General features: G+C 40.4%; 9 protein-coding genes. 7 read left to right on the top strand and 2 right to left on the bottom strand.

The window, feature by feature from the left end:
* The first annotated feature begins 562 nt into the window (after positions 1-562).
* Complete coding sequence (locus tag H6G68_RS03980) at positions 563-1,786, top strand: succinate--CoA ligase subunit beta (RefSeq protein WP_190905459.1); 1,224 nt, start codon at positions 563-565, stop codon at positions 1,784-1,786.
* 477 nt (positions 1,787-2,263) lie between these two features.
* A complete protein-coding gene (locus tag H6G68_RS03975; RefSeq protein ID WP_190905458.1) occupies positions 2,264-3,154 on the top strand; it encodes a succinate--CoA ligase subunit alpha in 891 nt (296 codons plus the stop codon).
* A 116-nt stretch (positions 3,155-3,270) separates the two neighbouring features.
* On the opposite strand, the gene H6G68_RS03970 is transcribed toward H6G68_RS03975, so the two are convergent.
* Complete coding sequence (locus tag H6G68_RS03970; RefSeq protein WP_242045127.1) at positions 3,271-5,139, bottom strand: porin; 1,869 nt, start codon at positions 5,137-5,139, stop codon at positions 3,271-3,273.
* A 404-nt stretch (positions 5,140-5,543) separates the two neighbouring features.
* Positions 5,544-7,388 carry a tetratricopeptide repeat protein gene (locus H6G68_RS03965; protein WP_190905457.1) on the bottom strand — a complete coding sequence of 615 codons (1,845 nt, stop codon included), beginning with the start codon at positions 7,386-7,388 and terminating at the stop codon, positions 5,544-5,546.
* A gap of 303 nt (positions 7,389-7,691) precedes the next feature.
* Between H6G68_RS03965 and H6G68_RS27560 the strand changes: the two genes are divergently transcribed.
* The 5 genes from H6G68_RS27560 (at position 7,692) to H6G68_RS03945 (ending at position 16,852) form a co-directional block, all read left to right on the top strand.
* Positions 7,692-7,820 (top strand): hypothetical protein, encoded by a 129-nt coding sequence (locus H6G68_RS27560; protein WP_277925377.1) that lies wholly within the window; start codon positions 7,692-7,694, stop codon positions 7,818-7,820.
* A 138-nt stretch (positions 7,821-7,958) separates the two neighbouring features.
* The gene (locus H6G68_RS03960) at positions 7,959-8,180 is read left to right on the top strand and encodes a DUF4327 family protein (protein WP_127056894.1); all 222 of its coding nucleotides are present in this window, start codon (positions 7,959-7,961) and stop codon (positions 8,178-8,180) included.
* Positions 8,181-8,914: 734 nt separating this feature from the next.
* Positions 8,915-10,270 (top strand): diguanylate cyclase domain-containing protein, encoded by a 1,356-nt coding sequence (locus H6G68_RS03955; RefSeq protein WP_190905456.1) that lies wholly within the window; start codon positions 8,915-8,917, stop codon positions 10,268-10,270.
* An 823-nt stretch (positions 10,271-11,093) separates the two neighbouring features.
* Positions 11,094-13,544, top strand: coding sequence for a phosphoenolpyruvate synthase (gene ppsA, locus H6G68_RS03950; RefSeq protein WP_190905455.1), 2,451 nt, complete (start codon positions 11,094-11,096; stop codon positions 13,542-13,544).
* A 767-nt stretch (positions 13,545-14,311) separates the two neighbouring features.
* Entirely contained in the window at positions 14,312-16,852 is a 2,541-nt protein-coding gene (locus tag H6G68_RS03945) for a PAS domain S-box protein (RefSeq protein WP_190905454.1), read from the top strand.
* The last annotated feature ends 49 nt before the right edge of the window (positions 16,853-16,901 follow it).

Raw genomic sequence — 16,901 nt, 5'->3', positions numbered from 1 at the left:
TATTTTAGATTTCATAAAATCCAAAATCCCCAAGCCCAGTAACAAAAGTGGTCGGGGTCAATCCCAAATCCCCAATCTAAAATCCAAAATCCTTTGACCAGATCAGATAAAGTACTTGCGTTTGTTACATACAGATGCATAGTCCCACCATCCCCAGTTTCACATCTCATAGAACAACTTTTTAACACAAAGTTCAATATGTTACCAGAAAGCACCAGAGGAGTGATTCTTTATCCTTCTAGTTTTTTATACCGCTAGATGATAAATTAAACAATCCAAATGCGAGTATAAATTATCTAAGGAAAAATATACAAGAATAGTTCAGTAATTTTAGAGACGGGCAAGTTGACAGCAGGAGGTAGATCAAGTCTAATCAACCAAATAGTAGAAGTCATTGCTCTGGGAAATGAATTTACCACTTCTGCCGAATTCGATAAAATTGATTGGTGCTAAATAAGTTTTTCTAGTCAACCAAAGTGTGTTTATGTAATCTAGGTGCTGTATAACATATAAGACAGCACCAGATACCTACTTTGGAATTGTTAATACAAGGTGTGTGTCAATGGATTTATTGGAATACCAAGTTAAAGAATGGTTTGGAAAGATGGGCATTCCTGTATTACCATCCCAACGAATTGACCATCCTACAGATTTAAAACGCTTAAAAATTCGCTATCCGATTGTACTAAAATCGCAAGTACACGCAGATGAAAGGGTCAAAGCAGGTGGAGTGAGGATTGTAGAAACCACAATTGATGCGATCGCAGCTGCCCAAAATATCTTTAATTTACCAATTTGGGGAGAATTGCCAGAAGTTTTACTGGCAGAATCAAAGTATGATGCCAAAGAAGAATTTTATCTTGCCGTTGTTTTAGACACAGCCCTCTGTCGTCCAGTGCTTTTAGGTTGCAAAGAACCGGATATCGATTGGGAATCCCCAGGGGATAAAATGCAATATGTGGTTGTAGAACAAGAATTCTCGCCATTTTATGCCCGAAGATTGGGGTTAAAAATGGGCTTGCAGGGGTCGCTAATGCAGTCAATCAGCGACATTGTCGAAAAAATGTACCAGTTATTTGTGCAGAAAGACCTAGACTTGGTAGAGATAAATCCTCTAGCAGTCAGCGCATCTGGACAAGTTATGGCGCTCAATGGTAAAGTCCGAGTCAACCAACGGGCGATTAACCGTCATCCAGAAATAGCCCAAATGGCGGCCAAGATGTTGAGTCGTAATAGTAGAAATAAAAATAACAGTATTTTGGGTGACTGGGATAGCGTAGAAATGCACGGTAAAATCGGTATCTTAGGCAATGGTACTGGTTCAGTATTGACAACCTTAGATGCAGTCGCCAATGCTGGTGGTAAACCTGGAATTTCTTTAAATTTACGACATTCTTTTCTAACTGATACCTCACCAACGACCTTTAGCGATCGCTTAGAAACAGGGCTGAAAATTTTAGCTGCTGATAAAAGCATTCAAGTGATTCTGATTAACTTTCTGGGTACTATTCCTCAAGTGTCCCAAATGCCAGAAATCATTGCCAACTTCCTACAACTAGACCCAAGGGAACTCCAATCTCAGGTATTAAGCGCCAATGGCAGTAAAAGTAAGCCGTTACACATCCCACGCTTGGTTGTCCGTCTTGGTGGTAGTGATTTCCATAGCGCCAGAACATATTTAGCCGCACTCAAAACCCAGAGTGACACTCTGATATTAGTAGAAAATTTAGATGAAGCTGTGGCCCAAGCAGTCCGTCTAGTCAAGTTACCTGCTCACAGAAAATAGTACGCTTTCGTTTCTGATGACCAATGATATCGTGTTCGGTTAAAGACTGATAATTAAGGCCGACGCGGAGATAGGGAGACGCGGTGACGCGGAGAGTTTTTTTGGATAAGTAATTAAGCGAACATGATATGACCAATCACCAATGACCAATCACCAATGACCAATGACCAATGACCAATCACCAATGACCAATCACCAATGACCAATCACCAATCACCAATGACCAATCACCAATGACCAATCACCAATCACCAATGACCAATGACCAATCACCAATGACCAATGACCAATCACCAATCACCAATCACCAATCACCAATCACCAATGACCAATGACCAATCACCAATGACCAATCACCAATCACCAATCACCAATCACCAATCACCAATCACCAATGACTAATGACTAATGACCAATGACCAATCACCAATGACCAATGACCAATCACCAATGACCAATGACTAATGACTAAATTTTATGAACTTAACGCCAGACAGCAAAGTTTTAATCCAAGGGTTCTCTGAATTTATATCAGCAACTGATATTGCTCAAATGAAAGCATATGGCACTAATTTGGTAGCTGGTGTCAATCCTGGATGTGGGGGACAGCAAATGTACGATCTCCCAGTCTTTGACTTAGTAGAGGAGGTGACAGCCAAATTCGGGACAATTGACACCACAATTATTTGTGTACACCCTTACCAAGTGCTAGATGCAGCATTAGAAGCGATCGCTTCTAATATTGTGCAGATAATTATTATCTCCGCTGGTGTCCCACCTTTAGATATGGTGCAACTACTCCGCAAAACTGAGACTCGTGAGATCTTAGTGGTAGGCCCCAACAGTCCGGGAATTATCGTCCCCGGCAAAATTCTCTTAGGTACGCAACCAAGTGAATTTTATACCCCTGGAGGAGTGGGGATTGTAAGTCGCAGCAGTACTCTTACCTATGAAGTAGCTTGGGAATTAACCAAAGCTGGTTTAGGTCAATCGATTAGTGTCAGCATTGGTAGTGATGCGATAGTTGGTTCATCGTTCCTCCAATGGCTGCAAATTCTGGATGAAGATGAAACCACCGAAGCGATCGTTTTAGTCGGTCAACCAGGAGGTAGAAGTGAAGAAGCCGCAGCGCAGTACATAACTGAAGCTATTGATAAACCAGTAATTGCCTACATAGCAGGTAGACACGCACCACTAACCAAGAATTGGCGACAGATGGGAACGGGAACAACTGTTGTGAGACGCGATACTAATTTTGGGACAACCAAAAGTAAATTAGCAGCTTTTCAAGCAGCACAAATTCCAGTTGCCGAAAGTCCGGCTCAGATTCCTGAATTGCTGAAAAAGTTGACTATAGCAAAGTCCTGAGTCCTGAGTGCTGAGTCCTGAGTGCTGAGTCCTGAGTGCTGAGTGCTGAGTCCTGCCCCCTGCTCCCTGCTCCCTGCTCCCTGCTCCCTGCCCCCTGCCCTAAAAAGGATGGGACATCAAATTCCCCAATTGATGCTGACACCAAAATTAGTATCTGGTTCGGCTGTCACCGTTCCCAAACCACCTTGTCCAATGGCGTTACTGGCAAAAACGTCAAATGCCAATCCTGCTTGTGGTAAAAAGCGTAAGCCAGTACTCCAAACATCTCTTCCTTCACTCAAGATGGGCGTATATTCTCCAATCAATTGCAATTTATCGGAAAGAGCCTGGTTAACCCCAAAACCCACGCCAATGCGGGAAACTTTCCCAAAAAATCCACCTTTGGGATTAATGGATATGGAAGTTTGGGGACTGAGTTGATAACTAATGGGCAACTCTGTATACAAACTGCCGGTTAAAGATTGACCTTTGAAAGTCGTCTCACTGATGCCTGCAAGTTTAAAACCCAGAGACAGGGAATCGCCTTGTGCTTGATTCAAAAACCGTAGTTTCATTGCACCGCCAATTTTGACACCCGAACCAGATACATCTTGAGCAGAAATGCGATCGCTTGCCCCAAATTGATCAACCATAAGTTCTAACTGTGCATCATTTGTCAAGCCATAGGCCAGGGCAAAACTGGCACTACCATGAGTACCCAGCCCTCCTCTAACTTGAAACTTCCCAGTTGGTAAAGTGTTAGCGCTGGCAAGTGTGAAACCATCAAACAGAAGCGTCTGATCCCGGTAGGAAAGCGGTGCTTGGGGGCGATTGTCAAAATTAGCTGCGTATCCTTGTCCAAAATCAATCACGTGCTTGAAGCGAATCCCCACCTGGAATTCATCACCATCAGGAAAAAAGGCCAGCAAGCCTGTCGTCGGTGTTGACCCATAACTGTTAGTTGCATAAACCTCTGCTCCCATTCTGGGATTAACAGCATAATCTACACCTAGAGTCCACAGTAACTGCCGAGAGATAGAACGGTCTTTGGAATTAAAAGTATTGCCTCCAGAACCAAAAGGCGCTTGAATATTGCCAAACAAATTCAGCCTTTCTGAAGTTTGCCAGCTAAATCCCGTCCCAATGTTGAAAAACGTCCCAAAAAAATTCGCTCCCCTAATTGTTTCCGGGAAGAAAACCACTCCCGGAGTCAGATGCAGTTGCAGATTTCGAGATACGTTATAAGTAGCGGGAAACTGCAAAGCTCCCACTGGTCTGGTAACAGAAAAGTTTCCCCTCGAACTGTTTGGTGAAGGATTGTCAAAAAGCTCTGAACTCGCAGTTAAGTTCAATAACTGAGCCGTACCCATCACACCGACAGCCAAACGTTCTGAGGTGATTAATCGATATTTTAACTTTGTTCCATAACTTACGGTTGTCAAATCACCGCAATTGCCTCTAGTTTCGCATTTTGCATAATCATCAAAAATATCACCTGTAAAACCTATTTGGAAGTTATCTGTCACTCCCCAATCGATATCAACTTGATAGGTTTGCAAACCCGTACCCGACAAAGAATCATCGGTTGGTAAAACTTGCAGAAAACCCGCTTCTCCCTGAACTGCTCCCTTTTTCAGCTGGTTGGCTGTTTCCAAGTTATGCAATTTGGTGGGCTGTTCTTGCAATGGAGAACGGGGAGCTACTCTCTGTACATCTTTGGTGGGATTGGGAGCCGATGATGGCTGTTCTTGCTCTGTCTGTGCGACTGTTTCCGCAGAAAATACTAAGGGAACCTCCGGCTGTAAATCTTTGGCTTGATTACTAACAGGATTACTAACAGGTAAAATCACAACGCTAGGTTTTTCTGCAACTTCCTTTGGTGCAGTTTGGGTATTAGAAACTATCGGTGCTTCTTCAGATGCATAACATACACTGGGAAAGGCAATAGTTAGCAAGGCACAAGAAAGGATTTTGAAGATATTCATATGTTTTTGTGATAATCGCATAAATTATACATTAGACAATGTGTAAAAACTGGACAAAAATCTGGTATCTATGAAAACTTAGATACACAATTTTTTGGGTATTGTATGGCATAATACAATTAAGTGAAGATTTTGTGTCACATAAATTTTTAATTACGCATTACGTAGCCTTTGGCAACGGTCGGAATCACTCAAACTACTTGAGTATGTCATTCTCCGTTAAATCTTGTTACTCCCACATTATCAAAAATCCCCAATGGGTTCTCTACCAATTCTGTGTGATAGCTTGCGTGGCGTAGCCATAGATGCACCAAATACTATTTTTTTTCAACGCAAAGGTACGCGGAGGTTAACGCAAAGGTACGCGGAGGTTTTCTCAAGATAATTCGCTATGTTCCCCAATAATTAGGCGCATTTTCACGGTATTACATATTTTCCTTGTATTTTTCTAACAATTGGGGAAGATGATCATAGCCATCTACACCAATCACAGAAATCATCTTCGGGCGATTTTGTTGAAATATAACTTGGAATTTATCAGCCCCAATTTGTCCTTTGATTATTGTTAATAAACCTGCGGCTTGTCGCCACTCGTGGGAAGAAATTTGCTCTAGTAGATACATTCCTAAACTACCAGTATAAATAGCTTTATCGGAATTTTGCAGATGATAATAAGCTTCTGCTAAATAAGCTAAATTGCGCCCTTGGAGATATAAATCACCAGAAACTTGTGCCGTTTTAAAACCTACTTCTAAATATTTAATAGCCGCTTCATGTTGTGCTATTACTAAATAGGCAATTCCTAAACTGCTAAAACATAAAGCTTGACTTTGAATATCGCCTAATTTTTCTGCTAACTTTAAACCTTGTTCTAGATAATTAATTGCCGATTCATATACTTCTGGTTCGATGTTTTCCAACTGTTGGGCTTGCATAACTTCGCTGTAACCTAGATTTACCAGGGCGTTGGCTTCTCCAGTTTTGTCACCTGCTTGCCTACTTAAGATTAATGCTCTTTGACTATAGTTAATTGCTTCGGCATAATTTTTTTCTTGGACGTAGGTACGACTGAGGTGGTTGAGATTGGCAATTTCACAAGAGCTATCTTTGGCATTTCTGGCTATTTCCAAAGCTTGCTGATGAAAATTAATCGAGCGGGGATATTTGCCTAAAGCTCGTTGAGAATAACCTAAAAGGGTCAAAATGCGGGCTTTTTCCTGTGTTCCTGCTACAGAACGCAAGGGTTCATCTAAATAATCGAGAGCATCTCGCAAAGAACTACCAGAAAAGGAAGCAAAAATCCCACCGTAGAGAGGGAAATAAGGACGCTGGGCAAAGGTTCTCAGAATTTGGAGCATTATTTGTGAAGCTCCATTGCTGTATGCTACTGCTTGGGTTTGAAAAGCGATCGCTAATTGACTCCAAATGACTGCAAAGGTCAAAAATGTAGAAATGGATAATTTGGGGCCAGCTTGGATATCATAAGCTTGTTGATCAAACCAGCTAATTAACCCACGTTGTAGGAACTGTAAAACTATTGCTAGTTCTACCCAATTGCTAAGGGTGATTTGCTGTTGCTGTTGAGTAAATTCAATTGCAGATTGCTCAAGTGCTAAGGTGCGGAAAAATGCTGCGGGAAATTCGCTTTTGACTAACTTTGCCCAACTTGCCCAAGGGCCACGTTCTCCCGGTACACCACCAAATCCTAGAGAACCTTTTTGTTCATACATCCAACTCAGTAGGTTTTCTTGAATTCGCTGCCAAGAAGCAACACCACGCGTAATTCCTGTAGATATTTCCGCTAAATCGGAATTAGCTGCACCAAATTGCTGTAAGGATTTGGCTAACTGCTGTAATTGGGATAAATTTAAGGTATGTTTTTGATTAGGATCGGTCAAACGCAAGAATACGCCTAAACGCTCATCATTGCTGGCAATAGTGATTTCGCGGACTGCCAAAATTATAACTTCTGTAGCTTTATTTTGTTCTTGCCAGCGTTGCCATTGTGTTTGAATAGTTTTAATGGCTCTTAAACTGCGCGTGGCCTTAGATTTTTTGAGTTCGTCTGGTTCGTTGTCCACTTGGGCTTGAATAGTATTCAAGCGATCGCTCAAAGCTAACTCAAACACTTCCCCTGTACCGTTCGTGATACCTTTGAGTAATATTTGATATACCTGCTCTACAGAGCTAATTTTACCCTTGAGAGTGGTTTCAACAATTTGATCAATTAATGCGAGGTAATGATCGCGCAAAGGTACGGAGTCTGACACTTTAGCTAATAGGAAACATCACAACAATTCTCATTCTATAGTAATCTACAAGATATCCGACTTCTCTAAGCTATAGAGGATATTAAGAGAATGTTGTCAGTACTCGGGCAAAATAAATTGCTCCCGTTGGGCAAGAGAACAGGAAACTCTTAACAGGCAACAAGGAATACAGCGGTATCTTCATTTCTGAAGATGAAAAAACCTCTGAATTTAAGGGTAAGCTGATCAGTATTTAAACTGTATCAGAGCGTCTTTGCGTCTTTCTGAGACTGCAGATGATGCGACTTAAAGGCACATTAACTTATGCCTTCAGCAGCAATCAAAACCGATAAAACAAAGTCTAGTACCGCTTTCTCGGAATTAAAAATTAAAAATCAACAATTTAAAAAGTTGATTAAACAAGCTTTGCAGGAATTTTTAATGGTTTGTTGACGGCTGCCGTTGTGTACTAGTAAAAATTAATCTTGTCATGGTTCACAAAATTCACCAATTTTTTGATAAATTTAAAGTAGAGACAATAATTTATAAAGTTGTCTTTTAATTCCTTGCTTGAAAATGAGGTTACAAGGTATGGATACCGCTATTAAATATGACATTGGAATGATAAAGGAAGAAGCACATCAACTTGTGAAAAAGGGACTTCTTAACCGTCAACAGCCAATTTATACTCTTTGTAAATATCTTCCTGACCGTGAATGGACTTATTTTGAGCATGAGCTAGAAAAAAATGAATATTTACTCAGAGACAGGATTATTGACCTGCTCGGTTGTGAAGATTGGCAAGAAGATTAAAACCATACTTAGAATCAATAACAAATAAACAACATCCGCAATCAATTTCAAATTTAGATATAAACTCTCAAAACATACAACCCTTGAATTAATTCGAGGGTTTTCCACTCGAAAATTATGCAAAATAAGTAGGGTTTGCTGTTCGCGTAGCGTGCCGTAGGCATAAAAGTCTTTTCGTTAGGGGTTAGGAGTCAGGAGTCAGGAGTCAGGAGTCAGGAGGAAGAATTAGAAGCAGCTTTTGAATAGTTGCTTTGGGGGAAAAGTGATAGCGTAAGCGCTGACTTGTCAGTTCAGTTTTTGATGGGTAAAATGTCTATTCCTTGCACCTTCTTAACCTTTTTCACCCCTGAATCCCTTGATTTATTTAGGTTTTACATTTATATGCCTAACGGCACGCTCCGCGAACAGCAAGCCCTAAGTAAGTCAAATTAAACTATTAAAACTGTCGGCATCATTTTTCTTTCTTGATATCAGACCAATCCTCTCCCATTCCACAGAATTGGGGTAGGTTCTTCTGTAACCATTCTTGCTGACGTGATGAGGCCAGGGAGTGACTGGAGTTGTTGTCATAAATAAGCCGCTTTTCATTTGCGTCATTGTATGCAACTCACAAAATATCTTCCTGTCGAGGTATGATCTTCATATTTCATTTTATTATAATTGTTTGGATTAGTGCCATTGCAGGTAGTGCCATTGCAGGTCAGCCATATTAGAATTACGAGGCAAAAGCTTATATGAAGACATTCCAACGCATCAAGACAGAAGTTACGCAAATATCATTTGAATCATTGCAATTGATGGAATGTCTTCCTGTTGGAGTGTGTTATTTGCAGCGTGATGGCATAGTCAGTTTTTGGAACTCATGCCTGGAAGATTGGACAAATATTTCCAGAGAAGAAATTATTGGTAAAAATCTGTTTTTATATTTCTCTCATCTCAATTGTCAAGATTATGTCGAACAATTGAACCAAACTTTCCAAGCTGGAAAAGTGACTGTTTTTTCACCCCAGTTGTACCCGCATTTTTTGACTGGTATAACTAAAGATGGAAGGTTCCGTTCGCTACAAGTGACAGCAACGCCAATTGCGACCACAAAAACTACAGGTTTTGATGCCTTGCTGTGTATGCAAGATCTGACTAACTCATTGGATCTTGTCCATCAGTGTCTGACTAATCAAAAGTTACAACCAAGCCAAGTAACTTACCCGCAGATGTTTGAAAACAACCGAGCGGTACAAATATTAATCGATCCTCTTACCCTAGGCATCTTTGACGCTAATCCAGCCGCAAGTCAATTTTACGGCTATAGCCGCGAAGTTTTGCAACAGAAAAAGCTCTCAGATTTAATTGTTTTAGTAGATGGTTCTCCTATTCCCAACAAAGCTTTAAAACAGCTGGCTTATCCGGGGAATTTTTTATATTTTCATCAGTTGGCATCTGGTGAAATTCGTCAAGTTGAAATTTATTCCAGTCGGATTAATATCGATAGACAGAATCTACTCTACTGTATTATTTCTGATTTGACAGAGCGTTTGCAGGTAGAGGCAACTCTTCGGCAAGCTAATTCTGAATTACGACGTTTAGTCAATATGGATGGATTAACGCAAATTGCCAATCGACGATGTTTTGATGCCGTAATCAATTTAGAATGGCAGCGACTGCAACGGGAAAAAATGCCTTTATCATTAATTCTCTGTGATATAGATTATTTTAAAAGCTACAACGACTGTTATGGTCATCCGGCAGGTGATGAGTGTTTGCGACAAATTGCTCAAGCGATCGCACGCACTTGCAAACGTCCGGCTGATTTGGTAGCTCGTTATGGTGGTGAAGAGTTTGCTGTTTTGCTTCCTAACACCCCTTTAGAAGGAGCAGTTTATTTTGCTCAACAGATTCAACAGCAAATAGCCAGCTTATCTATTCCTCACCATCATTCTTCAGTTAACGATTATGTCACATTAAGTATGGGCATCGCTAGTATTATTCCAGTTCCAGATTATTCACTAGAATACTTAATTAAAAATGCCGATATTTCACTATATGCTGCTAAAAACCAAGGGCGCAATACATATTCTTATATGGGATCTTGAGGGTAAAAAATTTAGTATAGACAAATTATTGACTCCTATCTACTCATGAATAGAATATCGTTCACGCAAGTATACTGACGTACCTATTTTTGTTATTGAATTGCTATGGGGGTTTTACCTAAAATTATCTCTGACAAGGAACAGTAAAGACTCTGAGTAAATACTGGCATTTCTTGCCAACAAGTACGGCAAAACCAGTAGGTTTCATCTCTGCGTATATGTTGTAAAAGTAAATTAGAACAACAGGGACAATAATTCATCTATTTCTCAAATCCGGTTTTAAAATGTGTTGATCTATTTAGGGTAGCCATGAAAACAACCCAGAGATATGAACAAGCAAGTGTTTATAGTTCTAAACTATAATTTACAAATATGAGGAAGTTGTGAGGTAACTTTAAATAACAATATATTTTTTAAGAATTTTTCACTAATTCTGGGGATTTAAGTAAAAAGCAAGTATGTTATGTCAACAATACCTTTGCCAAATTGAAAAAGCCTTGATTCGTAGGTTGGGTTGAGGCACCGTGGCGTTAGCGGTAGCGTGCCGGAGGCATCAGCCATAACGCAACGCATTTGTTGGGTTTTGCTACGCTCAACCCAACCTACCAAAAAATGGCAGGTGATATATAAAGCGCATATATGGCTACGCCACGCAAGCCATCATAGAGAAACGGTATCAGTTTGTCTCTACGTACTCGTTATATCCTCACAAGTTCCTCATATTTGACGTATATAAAAAGAATGGTGGAATTCAAAAGTAGATCAATTTATTTACTAAAAACTTCTTAATAAAATAGTTGTAGCTTTTAAAGGACTCGACAATATGCTAGAAATACGAAAAAATCAAGAAAATGATCGCCTATTATCCAAAGAACAAGCACTAGTTTTACCTTTTAATGCCGTGGGGATTGCAGATATTCCCTTCGTGGGTGGAAAAAATGCTTCATTAGGAGAGATGATTCAGCAACTGAGTCCCAAAGGAGTAAAAGTTCCCACTGGGTTTGCTACCACCGCTTATGCTTATAGATTTTTCATTACTGGGGCAGGTTTAGAAGCTAAATTGAGAAAGATATTTGCTTCTTTAGATGTAGAGGATATAGATAATTTGCGACAATGTGGTCAACAAGCTCGGTCGCTGATGCTCAACACGCCATTTCCGCTAGAATTACAAGAAGCGATCGCACAATCCTATCAAAGTCTGTGTCAAGAATACGGTGAAGATACCGACGTTGCAGTTCGTTCTAGCGCCACAGCCGAAGACCTCCCAGATGCTAGTTTTGCCGGACAGCAAGAAACCTATCTCAACGTTCACGGACTTAAAAGCCTATTAGAATCTTGCCATAAATGCTTTGCTTCCATTTTTACTGACCGTGCTATTTCCTACCGACAAAAAAAAGGCTTCGACCACTTTGAAGTAGCCTTATCAGTCGGGGTACAAAAAATGGTACGTTCTGATTTGGCTTGTTCTGGTGTGATGTTCTCCATTGACACAGAAACAGGTTTTAAAGATGCAGCCTTAATTACCGCTGCTTATGGTTTGGGTGAAACCGTTGTTCAAGGTGCAGTTAACCCAGACGAATATTTAGTATTTAAACCAACTCTCCAACAAGGCTTTAAACCAATACTCCAAAAACGTTTGGGAACAAAAGAAATTAAAATGGTTTATGACTTGGGCGGGATGAAATTAACCAAAAATGTCTCCGTTTTACCATCAGAACGCAATCAATTTGCCCTGAATAATGACGAGATTCTACAACTTGCAAATTGGGCTTGCATTATTGAAGACCACTATTCCCAAGTCCGTGGTATGGATACGCCAATGGATATTGAATGGGCAAAAGATGGGGTGACAGGAGAATTATTTATAGTCCAAGCTAGACCAGAAACAGTACAATCACAAAAATCGAAAACCGTCCTTAAAAGTTATCACCTCCAAGAAAAAAGTGCAGTTTTATTAACAGGTCGTAGCGTCGGTGAAATGATTGGTCAAGGTAAAGCCAAAGTTATTCTCGACGCGAATCAAATTCAACAATTTCAAGCCGGAGATGTGCTAGTTACAAACCGCACTGACCCAGACTGGGAACCAATCATGAAAAAAGCCAGTGCTATTGTTACTAACTCTGGTGGGAGAACCTGTCATGCATCCATAATTGCCAGAGAAATGGGAATTCCTGCCATTGTTGGCTGTGGTAATGCGACGACATTATTACAAACTGGACAAGAAATTACTGTGAGTTGTGCTGAAGGTGAAACAGGCAAAGTTTATGCAGGTTTATTGAACTTTGAAATTCAAGAATTAACATTAGATAACTTGCCACGCACCCGCACCAAAATTATGATGAATGTGGGCAACCCAGAAGAAGCACTAGGTTTAACCGCAATTCCTAATGATGGTGTAGGTTTGGCAAGGATGGAATTTATTATTGCTAACCATATCAAAGCCCATCCTTTAGCATTACTACATTTTAATGATTTAGAAGATGAACTTGCTAAATACAAAATTGCTGAATTAACTGCCCAATACGAAAATAAAGCCGAATTCTTTATTGATAAACTAGCACAAGGTATTGGGACAATTGCCGCCGCTTTTTATCCTAAACCTGTAATTGTCCGGTTGTCGGATTTTAAGAGTAACGAATATGCAAACCTCTTGGGTGGGAGACAATTTGAACCCAAAGAAGAAAACCCGATGCTTGGTTGGCGTGGTGCTTCTCGTTACTACGATCCCCGTTACCGCGAAGGTTTTGCCTTAGAATGTGAAGCCATGAAGCGGGTAAGGAATGAAATGGGTTTAACCAACATGATTTTGATGGTTCCCTTTTGTCGAACTCCCGAAGAAGGAAAACGTGTACTGGCAGAAATGGCAGCCAATGGCTTGGTAAAAGGCGAAAATGGCTTGGAAGTTTATGTGATGTGCGAGTTACCCAGTAACGTCATTTTAGCTGATGAATTTAGCCAAGTCTTTGACGGCTTTTCGATAGGTTCCAATGACTTGACACAATTAACTTTAGGACTAGATCGGGATTCTGAGTTAGTGGCACATCTATTTGATGAACGCAATCAAGCTGTCAAGAGAACAATTGCCAAAGCGATCGCAACTGCAAGACAGTTTAAACGCAAAATCGGTATCTGCGGCCAAGCACCCAGCGATTATCCTGAATTTGCCCGTTTCCTAGTTGAAGAAGGCATAGATTCGATTAGTCTCAACCCTGACTCTGTACTCAAGACTCAGTTAGAAATTGCCGCAGCGGAAGGCAATATCATGTCCAGTTGAATACTTATCATTAGGGTTGACACGGGGACGCGGTGATGGGAAGACACGGGGACGCGGTGACGCGGGGAGTTTTTTTGATATAGCAACGGACAAGGCGGTTAGGATATCAACGAATGATAAAACTTAGACAATCAGAAACTTCTAGCACTGCCCCCTGTCACCTGTCACCTGTCACCTGTCACGTCCATCCGGTTTGATTGGTGAATTGACTGGTGCAACGTATTTTTTCAAAAATAAAATAGAACTGATAAGTAGAAAGGCACAAAAAAACCGTAGACGCGCAGCGGCAGCCTACTTACAGCAGTTTGCATAGTTAGGAGGTACAAAATCTAAATTGAAACCTATATACAAAGCCAGTTTTACTCCTGACTCCTGACTCCTGACTCCTGAATTCTGCTGTATATTACCAAAATTATTAAATTAATTAATGTCTGTAAAATAAGAGATCATTTAACCCTTATTTAAGAATAGAATAATTTTGATAGCTAAAAAAATAAATCAGCTTCCTAGTTCAGTGATTAATTTATCCCCTATTATTTACCAACTCTGTAAAATTTCGGATTGATATTCATCAATAAACTTGCTAGGGACTAACGGCTTGGGTGACATCTTGCCTCATTGTCAATAGCCTAGTGCAGCTTGGCAAAAATCACTATCCAGTGAGGTTCAACTTCAAAGCTTTTTTAGAGGATGTTTTGATTTTTAATTTCCAGAACTGGTACTAGCCACCTGTTAATCAACAAGATAATTAAAATCGACCATTAATTATGCAATTCAAGAATCCGCTGATTGATTTGCCTTCTTTACATAAACTGATTGATCATTATCCCTTAATGATTAGTCCTAATAGTCATGTAGTCGATGCTATTATTTTGATGAATCAAGAACAAAGTGATTGCTGTCAACTTGCCAATTACCCAACATCATTTCCATCCAGCAAATTGAGTAAAAAAGTAACTAGCTATGTTTTGGTGGTAGAGGGAACGCAGTTACTAGGAATATTTACTATTAGGGATGTACTCCGATTAACAGCCTTGGGCATGGATTTATCCAGGGTAAAAATAGCTGAAGTGATGACGCAGCAAATCATCACATTGAAACAATCAGATTTTCGGGATATATTTACAGTTTTGTTACTTTTGAAGCAGTATCAAATTCACCATTTACCGATTGTCGATGATGAAGAAAAATTAGTTGGAATAGTAACTGAATCAGGTTTGTTACAAGAGTTGGATTTAGTCAAAATATTAGGTGTAATTGAAGACGAGCTTTGCGGGAGCAAACAAACAGAATCAGTTTTGCGTGGACTTACCGATGAGTTAGAACAACGGGTGGCAGAGCGCACAGTAGAATTGGTAACTGCTAATCAATCTCTGCAACAAGAAATCAATGAGCGCAAACAAGCAGAAGCAGCACTCAGAGAGAGTGAAGAGCGACTGACGTTAGCTTTAGAAGCCGCCAAAATGGGTATATGGGATTGGGACATAACAAATAATAACTATCTGTGGTCTCCCAATATGGGGCCACTATATGGACTACCCAGCGACACCTTATGTCCTAGCATTGAAAACTTTCTGAATTTAATCCATCCTGAAGACCGTGAATCTTTTACACAAGCTGTAACTCGCACCATTGAGCAAGGAAGCGAATTTGGCATCGAATATCGGGCGGTTTGGCCTAACGGTAGCCTACATTGGTTAAACAATAGCGGAAAAGTCTGCTATGACGAAACAGGTCAGCCGACGCGAATGATTGGGACAACTAGAGATATATCCGAGCGCAAGCAGACGGCACAGCAAATCTATGAACAAGCTGCCCTATTGGATATCGCTACCGACGCGATTTTCGTGCGAGATTTCCAGATGGATATCTTATTTTGGAATCAAGGTGCAGAGCGGATATATGGTTGGCAGATTCATGAAGCTTTGGGTAAAAACCTGAAGGATCTTTTTTACTCCACCAGTTCTTACCCACAAGAGGCAGCTGCACTGAAAGCTGTAATTAAATATGGCTCTTGGCTGGGTGAGTTATGTAAAGTGACTAAATTCGGTCAGGAAATTATTGTTGAAAGTCGCTGGACATTGATGTTTGATGGTGAAGGGCATCCCAAATCCATCCTCATTGTAGATACTGACATTACAGACAAAAAACAACTCCAAGAACAGTTTTTCCGTACCCAGCGACTGGAAAGTATTGGTACTTTAGCAGGTGGCATTGCCCACGACATTAACAATATATTGACACCCATTTTAGGAGCCGCGCAAATACTCAAAGGTAAATTCAACAAAAACCCAGAACTCCACCAGCAAATGCTGACAATCATTGAAAACAATGCCAAACGCGGTGCTGATCTAGTCAAGCAAGTGTTGTCCTTTGCACGAGGATTTAAAGGAGAACGCACGATTGTACAAGTTAGGCACTTAATTGGGGAAATTATTCAAATTGCTAGGCATACATTTCCCAAATCCATCGAATTTGTGACACAAATATCGGAAGACCTTTCGGTTGTTTGTGGAGATGTCACCCAACTACATCAAGTGATTATTAACTTAGTAGTTAATGCCCGTGATGCTATGCCAGAGGGGGGTATTCTCAATATTTCGGCGCAAAATATGTACCTTGATGAAGCTTATACCCGGATGCATCTTGAGGGCAAAGTCGGCAGTTACATTGTCATTACTGTCATGGATACGGGAATTGGAATGTCTCCAAGTATACTAGAGAGAATTTTTGAGCCATTTTTCACTACCAAAGAGGTAGGTGCTGGTACAGGATTGGGTTTATCAACGGTGCGTGGGATTATTAAAAGCCACGATGGGTTTATTACAGTTTCTAGCCAAGTTGGTCAAGGAAGCAAATTTAAGATCTTCTTGCCAGCTGTAGAAGCCCCTCAAAATCAGCCTCAAGATCAATTGGAAATGCCGCTAGGACAAGGAGAGTTGATTTTAGTGGTGGATGATGAAGCCCAAATTCGAGACGTAGCTACAATCATCCTGGAAAACCACAATTACCAAACTATGACTGCAAGTAATGGAATTGAAGCGATCGCTCTCTATGCCCAACACAAACAGGAAATCAGTGCAGTTTTGATGGATATGATGATGCCAGAAATGGATGGTATCACTGCTATCCGCACCTTGCAAAAAATAGACCCAAAGGTACAAGTTATTGCTTCTAGTGGATTAAGTACCACAGATGTATTGCCTCAAGCTGATGAAATGGAAGTGCAAGGAGTTTTATTAAAACCCTATACTGCCAATCAATTATTGCAAAACTTAAACGACATATTCAGAATGCAGAATGGTTAGCCATTTCCAGGTCTAATCCATTTCATATCGTGTTCGGTTCCAAACTTAC

This window comes from Anabaena catenula FACHB-362 (assembly GCF_014698735.1).
GTDB lineage: Bacteria > Cyanobacteriota > Cyanobacteriia > Cyanobacteriales > Nostocaceae > Anabaena > Anabaena variabilis_A.
This window is presented reverse-complemented; position numbering and strand designations above follow the sequence as displayed.